We start from the raw sequence: 19,293 nt of genomic DNA, 5'->3' as shown, positions 1-19,293 counted from the left end.
AACACAATTTGACTCATAAGTTAACAACGGGAGGCGGATCGTCCTTGCAGCGTGGCTTGACGGTGCGCGGGGTTGTGTTCAGTGCTTTGTTTGCGGCGTTGACGGTCGTGCTCGACTTGATGCAACTTCACCTTCCCTTCAGTCCGGTGCCTGTCACCCTCGGCAACCTGTCGGTGATGCTCGCGGGTGCCATCCTCGGCCCATGGTACGGGTTCCTCAGCCAGTTCCTCGTGGTCCTGCTCACGGCGCTCGGCCTGCCGATGCTCGACGGGCGCGGCGGATTGTCGGTGTTGCTCGGGTACACAGGAGGCTACGTGTGGATGTGGCCATTCGATGCGCTCTTGGTCGGCTGGTGCGTGCGCCGCATTCGCGTGCACGGGCATGGCGTATGGGCGCATGTCCGGGCGTACGTGTTGACATTTTTGGCCGTGGAAGTGTTCGGATCGCTTTTGTGTTACGTCAGCGGCGTGCCCTGGCTGGCCCATGTTTTCCACTGGCCGCTCAGCAAGGCCATTGCGCTCGGATTCTGGCCCTATCTCCCGGGCGACACGGCGAAAGCCGTGTTGACCACCATCATCTGCTTGGCGGTACGGCCGGTGTATCCGCCCGAGCGCTTGCTGGGCCAAGCGCAGGGGGGCGTGGTGGAACTGCCGAAGTGATGGGGGCGTGCGGATGAGAGATGCGTCCGCTGCGCGGACGTGGATGATCGCGCAGGCAGGTGCGCGCTTGACGCAGGATCCATCGCGCAGCACGCATAAGTCGCCGGCTGCGGGGTACATTCAAGGTGTACCGCACCGCCTTGCAGTCGGAGGGATGAACCATGTACGCCGTCGCCGTCGAACCGGCGCTCAGCCACATCCGTGACTACCTGCAGGCACAGGGTTGCCCATGTGTCGGCATTCACAACGGCAAACCGGAGCGGGCGGATGTGTGCGCCATCGTGATCAACGGCACAGACAGAAACCTGATGGGCATGCAAGACGTGGTCTATGACGTCCCGGTCATCGATGCCGCCGGGCTGACCCCGGAACAGGTGTTTCAACGCATTCAGCCGTACATCCATTGACCGCATGGCGCGCGAACGGCGCGCCATGCGGTTCACCCTTGGCATCCTCCCTTCCATATGGCACAATGCATCAAGGCAGGATGGAATGAACCGTGTGCGCACGGCGGGCGGATGGCTCGTCTTGGCTGCACCAGCCGGCGCGGACGGTTCCGGCGGGGGATGCGTTTGTTCTGGATCTGGTTCTGGCACTTGGTGGCGGTGGTGGCCGTGTTCGCGTTCGGCGGCCTGCCTTCCCTGTATTTAAAGAGAATGGTCGAAAGGTTCGAGACACATCGTCCGCTCACGGCTGCGGAGGTGGTGCGCGTCGTGGTCGCAGGTCGCGAGGTGGATGGCGAGGCCCGGGCGGCGTTCATCGCGGCGTTCAATCAGGCGGTGTTTTTGCGCCGTTGTACCATGACGCCCGACTGGCGACCTCAGGTCGTGGCCGAGACAGCCAGCGGGGGAGAAATCACGCTCTCAACGCGCAGCCACGACATCCGCAGCCACGACATCGTCATCGCGCGCTCCCGGCGCGGGAAGCCGGTGGTGTACCAGGTGTACGCGCCCGCCCTTGCGGATTGGTTGCAGGCGCACGGCGCGGTGCAGGCAGGCTGAAGAGAAAGCCGTGGCCCCGGCTTCCTGCCAGGGCCACGGCAAACCGCCTGTACGGGACCTTCGATCTTCCGTCGCCGCCGCACCGTACCATCACAGGTCGAGGTACAGGTGGAACTCGTACGGATGCGGGCGCAGGTGCATCGGCTGGACTTCCGTCGAGCGCTTCAACTCAATCCAATTGTAAATGAAGTCCTTTGTGAACACGCCGCCTTCGAGCAGGAACTCATGGTCCGCCTCCAGCGCCGCCAGGCTCTCCTCGAACGATCCCGGCACGCTCTTGATGTTCCGCTTCGCTTCGGCATCGAGCTCGTAGATGTTCTTGTCGACGGGCCCGTAGCCGAGCGCGGTCGGATCGAGCTTGCGGCGAATGCCGTCGAGGCCGGCCATGAGCATGGCCGCGAACGCAAGATACGGGTTGGAGGTGGAGTCCGGCGTGCGGAACTCGATGCGCGCGCTCTTCGGCGTGACCGTCGCGACCGGCACACGAATGGCGGCGCTGCGGTTGCCTTTCGAGAACACCAGGTTGACCGGCGCCTCATAGCCCGGCACCAAGCGCTTGTAGGAGTTGGTGCTCGGGTTGGAGAACGCCAGGATGGCCGGCGCGTGTTCCAAGATGCCCGCGATGTAGTGCAGCGCCACGTCGCTCAGGTTGCCGTAGCCGCCCTCTTTGTAGAACAGCGGTTGATCGCCCTTGAACAGGCTCTGGTGCACGTGCATACCCGAACCGTTGTCGCCGAAGATGGGCTTCGGCATGAACGTGGCAATCTTCCCGTACTTGCGGGCGACGTTGCGCACGATGTACTTGTACAACATCACCGTGTCGGCCGTCTTGGTCAGCGTGTTGAAGCGGAAGTTGATCTCCGCCTGCCCGGCCGTCGCCACCTCGTGGTGATGGCGCTCGACGCGGATGCCGGCCCGGATCAGCTCTTGGACCATCTCCGTGCGGATGTCTTGCTGCGTATCGGTCGGCGGGACCGGGAAGTAACCGCCCTTGTTCTTCACCTTGTAGCCCAGGTTCGGACCCTCGTCGCGCCCGGTGTTCCACATCGCTTCAATCGAATCGATGCTGTAGAACGCGCTGTGCGCGGACGAGTCGTACCGCACATCGTCGAAGATGAAGAATTCGAGCTCCGGACCAAAGAAAGCCTTGTCGGCGATGCCGGTCGCGACGAGGTATGCCTCCGCCTTTTCGGCGATGTAACGCGGGTCGCGCTCGTAGCGGTTGCCGTTCGGTTCAAACACGTTGCAGGCGAGCGCGAGCGTCGGCACGGCCATGAACGGATCCAGGTACGCGGTTTCGAACACCGGCCGCATGACCATGTCGCTCTCCTCGATGCCGCGGAAGCCCTGGATGCTGGAACCGTCGAACGCGATCCCGTTGTTGAGCATGTCCTCGTCGACTTCGCTGGCCGGGATGGTGACATGATGCTGGCGCCCCGGCACGTCGACGATCCGGAAGTCGACCATTTCGACGTTGTGCTGCTTGATCAGCTCGAGAATATCGCGTGCCGTCAACTTCTCTCCACTCCCTAGAAACGATTCGGATCCGTACACAAGAGCTACTATAAGAAAACCGATCCGCTTCCGTCAATGCGATATGTAAATATACATTACATCACATCATGGATTTTTTATGGCCGCAGCCGGGGCGTTGCAGCCCGGCGGCCGCTCATTTATCCTGGATCCGAGATAAGGAGAGGGTGGCTGGACCATGGCAGAAGCCGGGTTGATGGCGCGCGGCATCTTCATCATCGGTGCCGGATCGATGGCGGAAGCGTTTATCCGCGGTGTGACGGCGCGCGGCGCGATGGCCCCGGAGCGGGTGGCCGTCGTCAACCGCCGCCGGCCGGAACGGATTGCGGAACTCTCGGCCCGCTACGGGGTGAGGGAGGCCGCCTCATGGGCAGAGATGTCCGCGGCGGGACTGGTGGTGGTGGCGGTCAAGCCGGGGGATGTGGGGGACGCGTTGGCCCAGGCGGCGCCGTTCCTCACCGGTCAGCCGGTGTTGTCGTTTGCCGCGGGCGTGCCCATTTCATATATGCAAGAAAAGATTGGCCGCCGTTCGCCGGTGGTGCGGACGATGCCCAACATCCCGGTGGCGGTCCAGGCCGGCGTGACGGCGGTCGCGTTCGACGAACAGATCCGGCCCCAGGATCGGGAAGACGTGCTCTTTCTTTTGCGCCAGCTGGGCGAGGTGGTGGAGCTGCCGGAAACGCGGATGGACGCGGTGACCGCGCTGTGCGGCAGCGGACCCGGCTTTCTGTGCTACATCCTCGAAGCGATGGAGGACGCCGCCGCGGACATGGGGTTTACGCGCGACGAGGCGCGCCGGCTGCTGGTGCAAACGCTGGCAGGTACCGCCGAGGTGCTCCGGGCATGGGGCATCAGCCCTGCCGAGTTGCGGGCGCGGGTCACTTCACCCAACGGCACCACCCATGCGGGGGTCACCGCGATGGAACAGGCGGGTCTGAAGCATGTCGTCGCGGCGGCCTTGACGGCGGCGGCGCGCCGTGCGGAGGAACTGGGCCGCACGTACCGCGGTTGAAGTTGGGGCGGGCGCCTTGGGCGGCGGTTGAGGAGGCGAAGCGAGTGCGGCGGTCTTGTCTGGGTTGGGATGGCGGCGGGGTGCGGCGCGGCGCGTGGTGCCGATGCTGACGGCGTGGCGTTCTCCGGGGCGGCGAAACGGGATGCGGGCGTGGTCTGCCGCCGCAGCCATCGGCTTGGCGGCCGGTTGCACGGCGCTCGGGTTTTGGCAAGCGCCGACGCGCGCAGCCGGCGCAGAGCCTGCGTATACCGGTGTGGTGGAGGGATACTACGGCGCGCCGTGGCCGGAGGAAGACGCGGTGCAGTTGCTGCAGTTCCTCCGCCGGCACGGGATGAACACGTTTGTCTATGCCCCCAAGGACGATCCATACCAACGCGCCGATTGGAACCTGCTTTATCCGCCGGCCCAGCTTGCGTCGCTGCGCCGGCTGGTCCAGGCGGCCGCTGCACTGCACATCCAATTCATCTACTCCATCAGCCCGGGGCTGACCATCACCTACAGCCGGCCGGCGGACCGGGCCGCACTGATCCACAAGCTGGACCAGCTGCTGCGCCTCGGCGTATCCACGGTGATGCTCAGCTTCGACGACGTCTACCGCGGGTTGGACGCGGCAGACAGGGCGCGTTACGGCGGGGACATGGCCTACGCCCAGGCGGACCTGGCCGCGTACGTCTTGGCGCGCGAGCGCCGGGCACATCCCTCGTTCCGGCTGCTGTTCACGCCGACCGTCTACCGCGGGGTCGCGGACAACCCCTATTGGGACTCCCTGCGCCGGCACCTGCCGCCGGGCGTGCCCGTGATTTGGACCGGTCCTGCCACCCTGGCCGGCACCATCACCGCGGCGCAGGCCGAGCAGGTCGAGCGCTGGCTCGGTCACCCGTTGATCATCTGGGACAACTATCCGGTCAACGACTACACATACATCCTCGATAAGCGGCCGCGCCTGTTCCTCGGACCGCTCACAGGGCGCGATCCGAAGTTGCCCCGCGTGGTGGCCGGGTACCTGTTCAATCCGATGCAACAAGCGCGGGCGTCTGAAATCGCGCTGTGGACCGGTGCGGAATACCTGGCGCACCCCGGGACGTACCGCCCGCAGGCAGCCTGGGATGCGGCGGTGCGGGGCATCGGCGGCCGCGCGGCGCAGGCGCTCGCCGCGTTCGCCCGCTACAATGCAACCTACTACCACGACAACACACCGCCCGCCTGGCTCACCCGCGAGGTGCAGTCGTTTTGGCGCCAGCCCGCCCAGGAGGTCGGGGCGCAATCCGCCCTCGCCCGCACCTTCCGTGAAATGCGTGGCCTAGACACCGCGCTCGCCAAGCTGCCCGATCCGCGGCTGTACCGTGAGATCCGTCCCTGGTCGGCTGTCCTCGCGCTGCAGGGCGAAGCGGGTTCCTTCGCCATCTCGGTCGTCGCGGCGGCGAGGCGTTTGGGGCCGGCCGCTGCGGAGGATGCTGCGTACAAGGCCGCGTGGCGGAAACTGTCCGCGTTGGTGCGCCAGGTGGACGCCTGCAAAGAATCGGTGGCGGGGGGCGCGATTCCGGCGTTCTTGCACCAGGTCTTGGCGAAGGTGCCCGTGCCGGCGGGCATCACGCCGAACGATGCGGCACAACCGTCGCCGACGTGATGGGCGAGAGACTGGAGGGGAAACAGGATGGCGGTGCGGGTTTTGCAAGGGGATGTCATCACCCCGGACGGGGTCATGGAAGACGGGTTGGTGGTCATCGAAGACGGCGTGATCCAAGAGGTGGCCCCCGCGGGGGCATATGCGCCGACGGACGTGTTTGCGGACAGCTATCTGGCGCCAGGTTTCATCGATCTGCACATTCACGGCATGGCGGGCGCGGACGTGATGGACGGTTCGGTCGCGTCGCTGGAGCGGATTGCCAAGCGGTTGTGGGCGCACGGCGTGACCGGTTTTCTGCCGACGACCGTCACGCACAGCCTGGAAGTGACGAAGCGGGCCCTGGCGGCGGTGTGCGCGTACATGGAACAGCAAACGGCCAACCCTGTCGGCCAGGCGCGGGTGTTGGGCGTGCACCTGGAGGGACCGTGGATCCACCCCAAGGCCAAAGGGGCGCAGAATGAGGCGTACATCCGGTTGCCGGACGTGCGGGTCGCGGCGGAGGTGCTGGCGGCCGCGGGCGGACAGGTGCGCATCGTCTCGATGGCGCCGGAGGTGGACGGTGCCCTGCCCGTGATCCGATGGCTCGTCGAACAGGGGGTGACGGTGTCGATCGCGCACACCACCGCCACCTACGAGCAGGCGGAGGCGGCGATTGCCGCCGGCGCGGCGCACGTCACCCATTGTTTCAACGCGATGACCGGCCTGCACCACCGGCAACCCGGCGTGGTGGGTGCCGCCCTGTTGGCGGACGGGGTGTACGCCGAGCTCATCGCCGACGGTTTTCATGTGCATCCTGCCGCGATGCAGCTGCTCATCCGGGTGAAGGGGCGGGATGGGGTCATGCTCGTCTCCGACGCCATCATGGCGGCGGACATGCCCGACGGCGAGTACCAGCTGGGGGATCTCCCGGTGACGGTGCGTGACGGGCGGGCGACGCTCGCCGACGGGACGCTCGCCGGCAGTACCTTGACGCTGGACCAGGCGGTGCGCAACCTGGTGGCGCGGTGCGGGGTGCCGCTGTGGGACGCGGTGTACATGGCCGCGACGACGCCTGCCCGGGCCATCGGCCTCGGCCATTGCAAAGGCCGGATTGCGCCCGGTTATGACGCGGACCTGGTTGTGCTCGACCGCGGGCTTAGGCCCAGGGCGACGTGGCTGGCGGGCGTGTGATCGCGAAAGGTGTCACGGCGGGTGCGCCATCCGCGGGTGTGCAAGACGTTGTGACGATGGACGCGTAACAATCGACGCGCGGTTGCGTCTTACCACAGGGATACGGGGAAAACTCTCCCATCCAGCAGGATGGCAGACGCGAGGAGGTTGTGATGGGGAGACGACGTACGCTTTGTGGGAGACGGATCGCAGCCGCCGCGCTGTGCGCAGCCATGGGACTCGCGGCCATCGCCCCTCCGGCGGCGCGGGCGCAAGCCAAGGACGCGTGGCTGGACTTCGCGCCGTACGCCAACATTCAGGTGGACGTGGACGGGCCGGTCGACCAAGGCTTCGCCGCGCAAGAGAAGAAGTATGACGCGCCGTTGACCAGCACCGAGGGCTGGCGCGGCTTCGACAGCCAAGGCGGCCGGGACATCACCGTCGACTTGACGTACGACCGCCCGGTGGTCGAGGTCTCCATCGAGATGTTGCAAAAGCCGGCATGGGGAGTTTTCTACCCGGAACACGTGGACTTTGAGGCGTACGTGAACGGAAAATGGGTGTTGTTGGGGACGCGGCAGACGGCCATCCCCACCTGGGACCCGCGGCAGACGACGCAGGTGTTCAGCGTCTCCGCCCCGGGGGTGATGACACATCTTGTGCGCATTCACTTCCCGGTGGCGGCGTGGGTGTTCGTCCGCCACCTGCAGGTCATCTGCGACATGACCGCGCAACCAAGCTATCCCGATTTGCCTGCGCTGCCCGCCGTCCCGGCGCCGTTCACCCAGCCGATGACCGCGCTTGACGCGCGTGCCCACGGCATCCACAACATGCTGCTCGTCTACACTGGCAGCCACGGGCAGCAGGGGACGTGGACGGCGGACGACTTTCTGCCGGCGACCGGCTATCTGATGCCAAACGGAGAGATTGGCGGCCGGATGTTCGACACCATGTTGTTTTTGCCCTACGGCGATGTGCCCGACACCCAAATGGGGTGGCAGAAGTACCTGCAGAGCCTGTTCGCGCACGGCGTGCAGTTGGAAGCCCTCGACGCCGCGGCAGCGCAGACGAACAACGCACTGCAGCGGTTCGGCGGCAATCCGCCCGGCCCGGAACAGGTGGTCATCGGCATCCCGTACCCGCGCTTTGGTGACGGGAGGTGGGGGACGGTGGACGGGCACACCATCTCCTTCCAAGCGAAAACGGGCGATCCCGCCGCCGTGTCGGCACGCCTGCAGGCTGTGGGCTGGTTTGTCCGTTCTGTCCTGTCGCGCTGGCGTCAGGCTGGCTTGCCGCACCTCAAGCTGGCCGGGTTCTACTGGACCAGCGAGGCGGTGCGCTACAAGTCGCCCGGCGACACCGAGTTGATCCAAGGCACCGCCGCCTTGGTGCACCAAGCGGGATTGCCGCTGTTCTGGATCCCGTACTACTACGCGCCCGGCCTCGAGGATTGGCAACAGCTCGGGTTTGACGCGGCTTGGCTCCAACTCAACTACGTATTCCTCGGCGAGCAGGCGTACGCAGAGCGGCTGACCAACGCCGAGGCGCTCGCCGCCCGCAACGGCACGGGCATCGAGCTCGAGCTGCCGTCGCAGGCGCTGACCAGCCCGCTGTACCGCGGCTTGTACGTGCAGAGCCTGCGCCAGATGCAGAACGACGGCTTTGCGGGCATCGTGTCGCACGCCTTCTACGCCGGGTCGAAGCTGCTCAGCCAGGCGGCGCGTTCGCCGGACCCGGCCGTGCGGGCACTGTACGACGCGACGTACGGCTTTTTGTACGCTGGCTGACGGCAGGGCGCCGGTGTATGCTTATCCTAGTCAATCTCGTCATCGCGCCCGAAGACGTGGGAGGCTTCAGGCGCGACGGGGGCGCGGAGGTGGCGGTGGATGCGCAGCGGCAGAACCGGCGGGACGCGCAAGATGCGGGCTGTGGCGTCGGCGTGGATGGGCGCAGCGGCCGCGGCGGCAAGTGTATGCCTGCCGGCCTTCGCGCGGACGGCTGCCGCTGCTGGTCCTGCGGTCGTCTGGCAGCCGGTGTGGGTGGCCGGTCACCCCGCCGGGGCTGTACCGGTTGTCCAAGCAGGGGGGAGGACGTTCGCGTCCGTCTGGTATGTTCTGCGCCTGTTGCGCAACGCGGGCGTTTCCGCCACGTGGGACGGACGGGTGTTGCGGACGGCCGGTCTGCCGGTGTATCACGCCCAGGCCGCGACGACGGTCGACGGGCGCGTCTACACCCAGGCGCATACCTTGACGGTGAACGGAAGCGTGTACGTCGACCTGGACGCCATCGCACCCGCATTCCACTGGTCGGTCCGCTACGACGCCCGCGCCAAGCTCATCACCGCAACGACATCCGCCCAACCGCGCGCTGCGGCGCCGTCGGCAGCTTTCCCCTCCGTCCCGGGCACAGCCGCGCCCCGCGCGCGTACGCAGCAGACCGGGGCTACGGTGCGCGGACGGATTGCGGGCGGACCGGCGATGGACGTGGTGGTGGCCGGCGGCAGCGCGTATGCGGATGTGGCGGTGCTCATACAATGGCTCGCCCGCGCCGGCTACCGGATGGTGTGGCAGCACGGCCGCTGGGAGCTGCCGGTGTGGCCCGAGGTGGTGGCGGACGGCACCCTCGCCGTCGACGGAGTCAGAACGCCTTCCGCGCTCATTCGCTTGGGCGGACATGTGTTCGTGCCGATGTCCACGCTGATGGCGGCGACCGGTGTCGCGGCGGGCGTCCGTCCGGACGGCAACGTCGTGATCGATCCGGTTGTCAACCCGGGGGTGGTGGGCCCGCCCGCCAAGCCCGCCGGTTCGTTTCCTGTCTCCGGCCGCGTGGCGGGGGTGCGCACCCCGGGTGCCAAGGTGGCGTTTGTCACCGCGGACGGCCGCCTGTTGACCGTGCCGGCGGCGGCCGATGGCCGGTTTCACACGGTGCTGCCCGGGACGCGGGGGGTGTTGGCGGGCGTCTTCACCCCGGCGTCCGGCTGGGTCGGCACCGGGGTGCCCGTCTCACCCAGCCAAGGGCAGGTGACCGTCAATCCGCAGCCGGCACTGGCGCGCATATCCGGACGGCTCGTGTGGAGCGGCGGGAACGCCGCCGCGGTTGGCGCGGCCGGAACGTGGCCGGCGGGCTGCGTCCTTGACCTGCGCAGCGATCTCACCCACGCCCACTACACGACGGCGGTGCGGGCGGACGGTTCGTACACGCTGCAAGTGCCGGCAGGGCCGTACGAGTTGTGGGCCGTCCGGGTGCACGGAGCGGACGTGTTCCTCGGACAACGGATCGTGGCGGGGGCGGGGGCGAACCATGTGGGCGCCACGCCGGTGCCGCCGGCGCCCTCCGGCCCGGTGTACCGGAGCGCGCACGCGGTGGTGGCCGCTCAGGACAGCGGGGTGTCGCCCTGGGACCTGGTGAGCATCGGCAGCCTGTTCGAGCGCGCCTACGCGGACGATCTCGCCGCCACCGGCATTCGCCCGGCGCTGCCGGTCACCATCGAGGTTTTCAGCGGCACGGCCTCGTACACGCAGCATTTTCAAGACGAAGGCTACGCCGCGACCGACGCCGAGAGCTACGGGCTCAGCTCGCAGGCCGCGTCCGAGGGACCGCAGACCATCGCCGTCAACCTGGACGGATTGGACGCGGAGTGGGGCATCAACGTGATGGCGCACGAGTTCGCGCATTGTCTCCTGGCCAGCGTGAGCAACCGGTTGCCGGACTGGGTGAACGAAGGGGTTGCCTGGGAACTGGGGCTGGCCGCGGAAGCGGATGCGACGCCCAACGCGCTGCTCTGGCAGTCGTTGCGCTGGAGCCTGTGGTCGGACGTGATCCGGCATGCCCGGACAGGGGACCTGTATGCGCTGGGAGAAGCGGGATCGCTCGCGCCACGGTATAACGTGGAGGCGCAGGATGACTACGCGGTGTACACCCTCGTGCAACGGTTCGGCATGGTCAAGGTGCTCCAGTACGTGCGCCTGGTCGATCGCGCCGGCCCGACGGCAGCTTTTCCGGCGGTGTTCGGTGAGTCGCTGCGCGCGTTCTCGCAGGCCGTCAACCGCCAGCTGGCGCGCATGGCCGCCGGCAGCGACGGCGCCGTCGCGGTGACGGTGCGCGTGCTGCCCGGGGCGGTGCGCGAGATGTTCATCAGCAACCCGAGCGGGCAGACGTACTGGTACACGGGGCTGCGACCCGGCCTGTACACGTTTGTGCTGCGGGCCAACGGATCGGTGGCGGCCCCTGGGTCGCTGAAGGCGCTGCCTCCTGTGACGAGCGCTGCGGACGGCACGTGGGACATCGGCGGGCAAATGGGCGACATGCAGGCTTTGGTGGCCATCGCACGTCTCTACGGCACGGCGTACATCGATTCGACCACCGTGTTTCCGCCCGGCAGCGACGACGGCATCACGGAGCCGGCGACCGGCGTGCCCCTCGGCCTGGAGGTCGTGCGTGTGCAGGCCCTGGCGTGAACCGCAAGCGGGCCGGCCAACAGGGTATGGAAAGAACGTCGCGGACGAGAGAGGATTTTGGCATCGGATGGCGAATTTAACCCTGCAAAGGGTATGGGATTGCTGCTCCCTGCACGTCTCATCACCAGCCATTTGCCCCGCCACCCCCCGATTGCCGGCGGGGCTTTTGTTGTGTCCGGCACTGCGGGATGCCCGCACCGGGTGGCATCGGTATGGGGAGACGGATGACGTGTGCGGGGAGGGGGAACATAAAAACGCCCCGCTGCTGCGGGGCGCTGGCGTCGATTTTTGGATTACAGTTTGACCACGTTGGCAGCCTGCGGACCGCGTTGACCCTGAACGATGTCGAACTCGACGCGCTGGCCTTCCTCCAACGTGCGGAACCCTTCACCCAAAATCGCGGTGTAGTGGACGAAGACATCGTTGCTGCCTTCGACCTGGATGAACCCGTACCCTTTTTCCGAATTGAACCACTTTACTGTACCTTGCACAATACTGCCTCCTACCAAGTACCCACTGTACTCGATGAAATTTGCCTTGCGTGTTCACCATATCACTTCCGCGCTGGAATGTCAATGACACGTCAGAAAAATCTTCCGTCTTGGCCTCCGCCTTGGCCGTGCGTCCGTTGAAGTCCGTTGAAATGGAAGTTCCGACCGACCACGCCGTCCCATCGGCCGCCTTGGCCGTGAGTCCGTCGGCAGCCCGGCGTTCGCCAGGGCGGAAGACCGGGCGGCGAGTTGCCGCGGGACAAGGCGGCGTGCGCGTGGTAAGATATCGGCAGCGGCCAACGCGGTCACGGCAAGAGGCGAAACAGCATCCCGTCACACCGCGTGCACCGCGAATCCATCACGCCACACCTGTGCGCCGGTTGGACGCACGGCGTGGATGCGGGCGGGATGAACGTGTTCGGACGTGCAGAAACATGGGCATCATTCCACCCCGCGTACGTCCGCATTCTGGGCGTGCGGTTCGGGCGGTTGACCATGAGACAAGTGGTTGAACAGGTGTTTTTGTGGATCCAGGAACAAAGCCGCCGCATGATCATCACCGCGGGTCCGGAATTCGTCATGATGGCGCAGCGGGACCCGGCGGTGATGGAGGTCGCCCAGCGGGCCGATCTCGTCACCCCCGACGGCATTGGCATCGTCCTTGCCGCCAAGTGGCGCGGACAACCGTTGCCGGAGCGCGTGACCGGGGTGGAGCTGGCGCTCGAGATCTTGGCGACGGCCCAGCAGCGCGGTCAGGGATTGCGCGTGTACGTGCTCGGCGCGCACCCGGATGCGCTCGCGGCGTGTCTCGCTCGCTTTGCCCGCGAGTTTCCAGCCCTCACGTTCCGCGGTCACCATGGGTATTTCGATCCGCCGGCGTGGCCGAAGGTGCTGGACGACATCCGCGCGTTTGCGCCCCACCTCTGGCTGGTCGGCCTGGGCCAGCCGCGGCAGGAACTCCTTATCTTTCAGTCGTTGCACAGCCTCCCGCCATGCGTGGCGATGGGGGTCGGCGGGGCCATCGACGTCTGGAGCGGACGGATCAAGCGGGCGCCTGCCCTTTTCCGCCGCCTGAACCTGGAATGGCTGTATCGCCTCCTGCGCCAGCCCAGCCGCTGGCGGCGGCAGCTGGCCCTGCCCAGGTTTGTCTGGCATGTTTTGCGCCATCCGGACCGTGGCGCCTGAACTCCCAGCCATCTGTACGGGTGTTGCCGACGGTTGCGCGCACACTAGGATTGCCGGGGATGAGTCCCCGCAAACCTGGGGGAGGTGCCTGCAATGGCGTACGGCCAGAAGAACAACACGCTCTTGGTTCCAGGTTGCCACAACGCCCTCGACAACCTGAAGTACGAGATCGCCGCCGAGATGGGGCTGCCGGTGCATCAAGGCAGCGAGGATTACTGGGGGCACATCCAGGCCCGGGACGCAGGAGCGGTCGGCGGCGAGATCACGCGCCGGCTCGTGCAACTCGCGGAGCAGACGTTGGCCGGCAAACAAGCGTGATCGCCTTTTGGTGCAGGAAGACGGCGGCAAACGAATCCACGCGGATGAGAAAGACGGGGCACAGCGCCTCGTCTTTTCCTGTATGGCGCTTTGGTGCCCGCTTTGCGCGCGCGTTTGACGTGCGAGGGGAAATATAATACGATATGTTTGTTTTGCGTACGGTATGCCGGGCGCCGGGGGGTGCCCGTGTCCGCGGCGGGTACGCAGTACACCGGAGCGGGGAGGAATGGGACTTGGCGACGCGCAGGCTGTTCACGTCCGAATCGGTCACCGAAGGCCATCCAGATAAAGTGTGTGATCAAATCTCCGACGCCGTCCTGGACGCCATCCTGGCGCAGGACCCGGATGCGCGCGTGGCGTGCGAGACGTTGGCGACGACCGGCTTGGTGCTGGTGGCGGGCGAGATCACCACGTCTTGCTATGTCGACATCCCGAAGGTGGTGCGGCAGACGCTGCGCGAGATTGGCTACACCCGCGCGAAGTTCGGTTTTGACGCCGACACGTGCGCGGTCATCACCTCCATCGACGAGCAATCGCCCGACATCGCGATGGGGGTCAATCGTGCCTTGGAGGCGCGGGAGTCGGACGGGCACGACATCGGTGCGGGCGACCAGGGCCTGATGTTCGGGTTTGCGTGCGATGAGACACCCGAGTTGATGCCGTTGCCCATCTCGCTTGCGCACAGGCTGGCCCGCCGCCTCAGCGAGGTGCGCAAGGACGGGACGCTGCCGTACCTGCGCCCGGACGGCAAGACGCAGGTGACCATCGAGTACGAGGACGACGTCCCGGTGCGCGTGGACACCATCGTCATCTCGACGCAGCACGACGAAGCGGTGACGTTGGAGACCATCGCGCGCGACATGCACCAGCACGTCATCTCCGCCGTGGTGCCTGCGCACCTGCTCGATGAACGGACGCGGTATTTCATCAATCCGACCGGCCGCTTTGTCATCGGCGGCCCGCAAGGGGATACGGGTCTCACCGGCCGCAAGATCATCGTCGACACCTACGGGGGCTATGCCCGTCACGGCGGCGGCGCGTTCTCAGGCAAGGACCCGACGAAGGTGGACCGCAGCGCGGCGTACGCGGCGCGGTACGTGGCCAAGAACGTGGTAGCGGCGGGATTGGCGAAGAAGTGCGAGGTCCAGGTGGCGTACGCCATCGGCGTGGCCCACCCGGTGTCGATTGCGGTGGACACATACGGGACGGGCAAGGTGCCGGATGCGGTCATCGTCGACCTCATCCGCAAGCACTTCGATTTGCGTCCGTCGGCCATCATCGAGATGCTCGACTTGCGGCGGCCCATCTACCGGCAGGTGGCGGCGTACGGCCATTTCGGCCGTACCGATCTCGACGTCCCCTGGGAGCGCACGGATAAGGCGGACGTGCTGCGGCAAGCGGCGTTCGCGTCGGCCCAATCGTGATCGCGCTCTGCATCGCGTCTGGCGCCGGGCCAGCGTACGGGCACGGCGGGTGCATTCGGCACGCTTGGCGAATCGTCGCCATGTGTGCCGAATTTTTTGTTTCGGAAAGCGGCAGGAGTTTTTGTTCCATTTGTGGAATTCTCATTCCAACGTGACAACGTGCTGGCTGGCCCTTCCCCGCCTTGTGGGAGGTGGACGACAGAGGATGTTGGTGCAGGCCTCTGGCGTGTCCCCCTGTTTGCTCGCCGCAGCTACGGCCGGGCGCCCTGTGCGCGTCGGCGTCACCGACGACAATGAGCCGTTCCGGGAGACACTGACGGAAATCCTCAGTTATGAACCTGACATCGACGTGGTGGCTTCTTGGCCGAATGCGGTCGAGGCGCTTGCCGGGTTGGACGACGTCCAACCGGACATTGTGCTGCTCGACGTGGACATGCCGTTTTTGCGCGGTCTCGACGCGGTGAGCCTGATACGGGCGGAGCGTCCCGCGCCGCACGTGATCATGCTCAGCATGCACGACGATCTGGGTTACGTGTTGCACTCGTTGCAGGCTGGAGCGTCCGGCTACGTGGTCAAGGACGGATCGGCTAAGGGCATCGTGCAGGCTATCCGCGATGTTATGGCAGGCCGTTTGGCGTTGTATCCCGATTTCGAAGCCATCCCAGGATTGCTCGCGGGCACCCTGAATCGTTTTGTGGAGGTTTCCCGTCGGCCGGAGGCAAGCGCGAAGCCCGCTTCCTTGCGCATATAGTGCCGCAGGAGGTGGGTCCCGTGTTCTGGTCGGTCGTGCTGTGGATCCTCACGCTCTACGGTGCGTGGGCGCTAGTGCGGCATACCGTGTCTTTCTGGCGTCGCCGGCACGCCGCGCAGGTGCCGGTGCGCTTTGTGTTGATTGTCCAGGACAGCGAGGACGGCGTGGAAGGATGGTTGCGGCAGTTGATGGCCCTGGCGCGTAACCGCCCCGGGGATCGCGGAATTGTCGTATTAGATGTAAACTCAATGGATGGGACGAGGTTCATTGTGGAGGCGTTCGCCCGCCGGCACGACGAGGTGCGTTATGAGCGCGTGGTGACGGAAGGCGACCTGCCGTTGCGCTTGCAGCGGTGGGTGGACGGGTCTGCCATCACGTGTGTGGTCAACGGCCGGCAAGGTTCCCGGAGCGCGGGTTTGGAACAAGCGCTGGCGATGTGGGACGGATGAACCTCGGTGCTGGCGGGCGCCGGTGGGATTTCGCGCTCAATCCTCGGAAGAAAGTCGGTGAAACGCATGCCGGCCGCTGTGCGCGCCGCTACGGCGGTATGGTTCTGGCTCGCCGCGGACGCGGCGTGCCTGGGTATCGCGTTTGCGTATCTGCCTTGGCGGCCGTTGCCGCTTTGGGTGTGGGTCGCCGTCGCCGTCCAGTTGGCTGTGGTGGAACATGCGTGGATCCCGGCGGTGCGTGACCGCCGTCGTTTGTTGTTGGCGGCCCATGGGCCATGGCTGATGACCTGCGGGGCGTTCCCGGTCATCGCCGTGGAGAGCGCGATTTGGTTGGCCGGACAGGTGTACATGGGCTTGCGCTTGCGCACGTTCGACACAGATGGACGGTGGTACGGCACCGCGCTCTTGGCTCCGTTGGCGGCCGGGGGTCTGCAGACCATCAGCCGGGCGTACGGAATGCCGCTGTGGGTGTCCGGGGTTGCTGTCATTGCAGTCTACCTGCTGACCGACTGGGCGATGCAGAACTTGCCCGGGCCGCGGGCGGTGGTTCACCCGTGGCGGATGCCCCGGGGATGGCCGCAGATCTGGGCGTGCATCGACGTGGTGTGCGCGGTGTGCGCCTGGGTCAGTATGCGGACCGGCGCATGGACGGGCACGTTCCTCGCCATCTTGTTGACGGCCGGCTCGGCGATTGCAGCGTCCGCATCAGGCAGGTGGCTGCAACAAAAGATGCGGTTGCAGGCGGCGGTCCGGTGCGTCGCCGCCCTGCACCCGGAGATGACCTTGGAACAGCTCATCCACACCTTCCTGCGCGAGGTGCGCCAAGTCTTGGTGTGTGACGCAGCCGTCTTTTGGTCGCTCGGGGACGATCTCCACCTCCGCCCGCAGGCGGTGGAGGCTGGGACCGGCGGGTTGGCCTTGGCGCGGTACTTCACCCAGGTCCTCAGGTCGATGCCTGTGGGGACGGGGTTGGCGGGTTTTTGTGCCTCTTCGCGCGAGCCGGTGGTGGTGTCATCGCCGCGCCAGCGCTGGGCGCTGTTTCACATGGTCGACGACGCGCCGTTTTGGTCGAGCGGGTTGGCGGCGCCCGTATGCCTGGGCGGAACGGTGTTCGGCGTGGTGGCATTGTACCAGGTCTGCGGCTATCGGGTGTACAGGGAGCCGGAACGGGCGTGGCTGCGGATGTTCTGTCAACAGTTTGCCACCATCCTCGGTCATTATCACCAATACCAAGAGTCAAGGCTGCAGTCCCAGACGGACGAATTGACCGGCGTCTACAACTACCGCTATTTCGACAAGGCGTTGCACCACTTCGTGGAGTCCTGTCGTGAGACGGGCGAGCCCGTGACCCTGCTCATCATCGACATCGATCACTTTAAACAGGTCAACGACCGCTACGGTCACCAGGCCGGCAATCAGGTGCTGCGCCAGTTGGCGGATGTGCTGCGGCGCAACGTGCGCGGATCCGACGTCTTGGCGCGTTACGGCGGAGAGGAATTCACCATCCTGATGCCTGGCGTGAGCTTGGCCGAGGGACAAGCCATCGCCGACCAGATCCGCATGCAGGTGGAGGAGACCGCGTTTTACGTCGAAGACGCCCTGGCTCCGCGTGCGGACGGCGGGCCGCCGCCTCTGGTCGCCATTCACATCACGTTGAGCATCGGGGTGGCGAGTTTCCCGGACGGCGCGGATTCAGCTTTGACGCTTTTGCGCTATGCCGATCGCGCCGTGTACCTGGGCGCCAAGCAGACCGGCCGCAACCGCGTCTCCGTGTATTCGCCGGCTCAGTTTGATTGAGGTGTTTTGATTGAGGTGTTCGGGGTGCAGGCGTCCGCGCTACGAGACGGGGATGAAGGCGGAACGGGGATGAAGGCGGTACAGGGATGAAGGCGGTACAGGGATGAAGGCGGAAGGCGAGCAAGCAGGTGTGGCTGAACGCAGGGTCGGAGGCGGAACGCTGAATTCAATGCACAGAAATCTCGTTTTGATTTTTGTGAAGGTCTAGCAACTTGTCCAATTCTGCTCTATAATCATGCCATCGGGGTGTAACTCACGCAGCAACATTCGCAGCCACGGCTCGCGGGCGGACGGTGTACCGGCGCACGTATGTGCTACGGGTGCATCGCGGCCAGTGAGCGACTTACATGTCGCAGCACGGACCACAGCACTTCAGAAACGGGCGTCAAGCCATTTCTGAAGGAGGGACCGCCGATGTCTCAGAAGGTGAAAGCGGTGTTGGTGTTGGGGGCGATGGTGCTGTTCTCCGTCGCTGCTCAAGCAAGCTGGGGCTTTACGACATGAGAGTTCATGATTGTTTCATTTAAAAGCCGGGCAATTCAAGCCCGGTTTTTCCGACTCAATGAAATGTCGAATGAGGTGGGATTTTGGGGTTTGAAATTTTGGCCTTATTTATAGGTTTTATTTTGGGTTGGCTAAAAAAGGGTAGTTTTTGGAACTTAACAAATCTCCCGCTCCGAGGTTTGTTGACCTTGCCTGTCGCTTTTGTTTTAGAATATCTTTCTGTTCATGTTTTCTCGGGTTTGATGTATGAGGTTTCGATTGTAGTGAGTTACATCCTTTCGCTTGTTTTTTGTGCCTTGAATTTCCGTTTGCCAGGCGTAGTTTGGGCTGGTTTAGGAACGTTGTCCAATTTTATCGCCATGGCGGCGAATGGCCTGCGGATGCCAGTTTATCTCCCCGCGGTGAAACAGATGGGGGCAGGACTTGTTGAGAGACTTCTTCATGGTGACTTTAACAAAAGTATTGCGATGTCTTCGCATACACGTCTTAACTTTCTTGGCGATATCTTTAGTATCCGAGTTCCTCCACCCAGCATTATCAGCATTGGAGATATTTTGATCATGACAGGGATCATTATCCTGGTGCAGTATGGCATGACAATGGCGAGAAGGGAGACTCGTCGTGAATCAAGTGTTATGGAGTAAGAGAGCAACTTTTTTTTCGATAAGCCTCTGGTTTGGGATATTTCTATATACGTTGTACATAAATCAACCCTTTTCGATTGATGATTGGGTGGTCTATTATGCTTTGACGGGGCTGCTTGTTTTATCTGAGAGGTTTAAAATTGTTATTTCCGAAATTGGTACGCTTTATCTTGAGGGAGTCTTTTTTATCGCGTTCGCCGTGGTTTATCCCTTACATATCGGTTAAAGTCTCAAGTAGTGGTGTAAAATCCGTCGTCCACATTTGACGACGAAGCCACCGTGCGTGTCTACT

The 19,293-nt window shown here is 64.7% G+C and carries 17 protein-coding genes; 15 read left to right on the top strand and 2 right to left on the bottom strand.

All coding sequences use genetic code 11. The features are described from left to right. Positions 1–44: 44 nt before the first annotated feature. From IEX97_RS06715 to IEX97_RS06705, 3 genes are all read left to right on the top strand, one after another. Positions 45–659, top strand: coding sequence for a biotin transporter BioY (locus IEX97_RS06715; protein WP_188881918.1), 615 nt, complete (start codon positions 45–47; stop codon positions 657–659). A gap of 161 nt (positions 660–820) precedes the next feature. Beyond that, on the top strand, positions 821–1,066 hold the full coding sequence (locus tag IEX97_RS06710) for a YkuS family protein (RefSeq protein ID WP_188881917.1): 246 nt from the start codon (positions 821–823) through the stop codon (positions 1,064–1,066). A 165-nt stretch (positions 1,067–1,231) separates the two neighbouring features. Further along, positions 1,232–1,660, top strand: a complete 429-nt coding sequence (locus IEX97_RS06705; RefSeq protein ID WP_188881916.1) for a YfmQ family protein — start codon at positions 1,232–1,234, stop codon at positions 1,658–1,660. Positions 1,661–1,750: 90 nt separating this feature from the next. Here IEX97_RS06705 and glnA read toward each other — a convergent pair whose 3' ends face one another. Then, the gene (glnA, locus tag IEX97_RS06700; protein ID WP_188881915.1) at positions 1,751–3,175 is read right to left on the bottom strand and encodes a type I glutamate--ammonia ligase; all 1,425 of its coding nucleotides are present in this window, start codon (positions 3,173–3,175) and stop codon (positions 1,751–1,753) included. 196 nt (positions 3,176–3,371) lie between these two features. Here glnA and proC point away from each other — a divergent pair, with 196 nt between their 5' ends. From proC to IEX97_RS06675, 5 genes are all read left to right on the top strand, one after another. Further along, positions 3,372–4,205 carry a pyrroline-5-carboxylate reductase gene (proC, locus tag IEX97_RS06695; RefSeq protein ID WP_229776540.1) on the top strand — a complete coding sequence of 278 codons (834 nt, stop codon included), beginning with the start codon at positions 3,372–3,374 and terminating at the stop codon, positions 4,203–4,205. 55 nt (positions 4,206–4,260) lie between these two features. After that, positions 4,261–5,832 carry a beta-N-acetylglucosaminidase domain-containing protein gene (locus IEX97_RS06690; RefSeq protein WP_188881914.1) on the top strand — a complete coding sequence of 524 codons (1,572 nt, stop codon included), beginning with the start codon at positions 4,261–4,263 and terminating at the stop codon, positions 5,830–5,832. Positions 5,833–5,859: 27 nt separating this feature from the next. Next, on the top strand, positions 5,860–7,002 hold the full coding sequence (nagA, locus tag IEX97_RS06685; RefSeq protein ID WP_188881913.1) for an N-acetylglucosamine-6-phosphate deacetylase: 1,143 nt from the start codon (positions 5,860–5,862) through the stop codon (positions 7,000–7,002). A 152-nt stretch (positions 7,003–7,154) separates the two neighbouring features. After that, on the top strand, positions 7,155–8,768 hold the full coding sequence (locus tag IEX97_RS06680; protein WP_188881911.1) for a DUF4855 domain-containing protein: 1,614 nt from the start codon (positions 7,155–7,157) through the stop codon (positions 8,766–8,768). 99 nt (positions 8,769–8,867) lie between these two features. Further along, positions 8,868–11,438: a gluzincin family metallopeptidase gene (locus IEX97_RS06675; RefSeq protein WP_188881909.1), complete on the top strand. Its 2,571-nt coding sequence runs from the start codon at positions 8,868–8,870 to the stop codon at positions 11,436–11,438. Positions 11,439–11,731: 293 nt separating this feature from the next. Here the strand turns inward: IEX97_RS06675 and IEX97_RS06670 are convergent, their stop codons facing one another. Next, positions 11,732–11,932: a cold-shock protein gene (locus IEX97_RS06670; RefSeq protein WP_188881947.1), complete on the bottom strand. Its 201-nt coding sequence runs from the start codon at positions 11,930–11,932 to the stop codon at positions 11,732–11,734. A gap of 405 nt (positions 11,933–12,337) precedes the next feature. Between IEX97_RS06670 and IEX97_RS06665 the strand changes: the two genes are divergently transcribed. The 7 genes from IEX97_RS06665 (at position 12,338) to IEX97_RS06635 (ending at position 19,001) form a co-directional block, all read left to right on the top strand. After that, entirely contained in the window at positions 12,338–13,114 is a 777-nt protein-coding gene (locus IEX97_RS06665; protein WP_188881908.1) for a WecB/TagA/CpsF family glycosyltransferase, read from the top strand. A gap of 93 nt (positions 13,115–13,207) precedes the next feature. After that, on the top strand, positions 13,208–13,432 hold the full coding sequence (locus tag IEX97_RS06660) for an alpha/beta-type small acid-soluble spore protein (protein WP_188881907.1): 225 nt from the start codon (positions 13,208–13,210) through the stop codon (positions 13,430–13,432). A 233-nt stretch (positions 13,433–13,665) separates the two neighbouring features. After that, positions 13,666–14,856, top strand: a complete 1,191-nt coding sequence (gene metK, locus IEX97_RS06655; protein ID WP_229776537.1) for a methionine adenosyltransferase — start codon at positions 13,666–13,668, stop codon at positions 14,854–14,856. 205 nt (positions 14,857–15,061) lie between these two features. Next, positions 15,062–15,607, top strand: a complete 546-nt coding sequence (locus IEX97_RS06650) for a response regulator (RefSeq protein ID WP_188881905.1) — start codon at positions 15,062–15,064, stop codon at positions 15,605–15,607. A gap of 20 nt (positions 15,608–15,627) precedes the next feature. Next, complete coding sequence (locus IEX97_RS06645; RefSeq protein WP_188881904.1) at positions 15,628–16,056, top strand: hypothetical protein; 429 nt, start codon at positions 15,628–15,630, stop codon at positions 16,054–16,056. A 66-nt stretch (positions 16,057–16,122) separates the two neighbouring features. Continuing rightward, complete coding sequence (locus IEX97_RS06640; protein WP_229776555.1) at positions 16,123–17,853, top strand: GGDEF domain-containing protein; 1,731 nt, start codon at positions 16,123–16,125, stop codon at positions 17,851–17,853. A 587-nt stretch (positions 17,854–18,440) separates the two neighbouring features. Then, positions 18,441–19,001 (top strand): DUF5317 domain-containing protein, encoded by a 561-nt coding sequence (locus tag IEX97_RS06635; RefSeq protein WP_188881902.1) that lies wholly within the window; start codon positions 18,441–18,443, stop codon positions 18,999–19,001. Positions 19,002–19,293: the final 292 nt, after the last annotated feature.

This window comes from Paenalicyclobacillus cellulosilyticus (genome assembly GCF_014647315.1).
Lineage (GTDB): Bacteria > Bacillota > Bacilli > Alicyclobacillales > Alicyclobacillaceae > Alicyclobacillus_J > Alicyclobacillus_J cellulosilyticus.
The sequence above is the reverse complement of the archived record's forward strand: the minus strand, read 5'-3'. Positions and strand labels throughout refer to the sequence as shown.

What these genes read in the sequence shown, in the direction of transcription:
- IEX97_RS06710 (WP_188881917.1), top strand. Translation starts at nt 821, where the DNA reads ATGTACGCCGTCGCCGTCGAACCGGCGCTCAGCCACATCCGTGACTAC.
- proC (WP_229776540.1), top strand. Translation starts at nt 3,372, where the DNA reads ATGGCAGAAGCCGGGTTGATGGCGCGCGGCATCTTCATCATCGGTGCC.
- nagA (WP_188881913.1), top strand. Translation starts at nt 5,860, where the DNA reads ATGGCGGTGCGGGTTTTGCAAGGGGATGTCATCACCCCGGACGGGGTC.
- IEX97_RS06680 (WP_188881911.1), top strand. Translation starts at nt 7,155, where the DNA reads ATGGGGAGACGACGTACGCTTTGTGGGAGACGGATCGCAGCCGCCGCG.
- IEX97_RS06675 (WP_188881909.1), top strand. Translation starts at nt 8,868, where the DNA reads ATGCGCAGCGGCAGAACCGGCGGGACGCGCAAGATGCGGGCTGTGGCG.
- IEX97_RS06665 (WP_188881908.1), top strand. Translation starts at nt 12,338, where the DNA reads ATGAACGTGTTCGGACGTGCAGAAACATGGGCATCATTCCACCCCGCG.
- IEX97_RS06660 (WP_188881907.1), top strand. Translation starts at nt 13,208, where the DNA reads ATGGCGTACGGCCAGAAGAACAACACGCTCTTGGTTCCAGGTTGCCAC.
- IEX97_RS06650 (WP_188881905.1), top strand. Translation starts at nt 15,062, where the DNA reads ATGTTGGTGCAGGCCTCTGGCGTGTCCCCCTGTTTGCTCGCCGCAGCT.
- IEX97_RS06640 (WP_229776555.1), top strand. Translation starts at nt 16,123, where the DNA reads ATGCCGGCCGCTGTGCGCGCCGCTACGGCGGTATGGTTCTGGCTCGCC.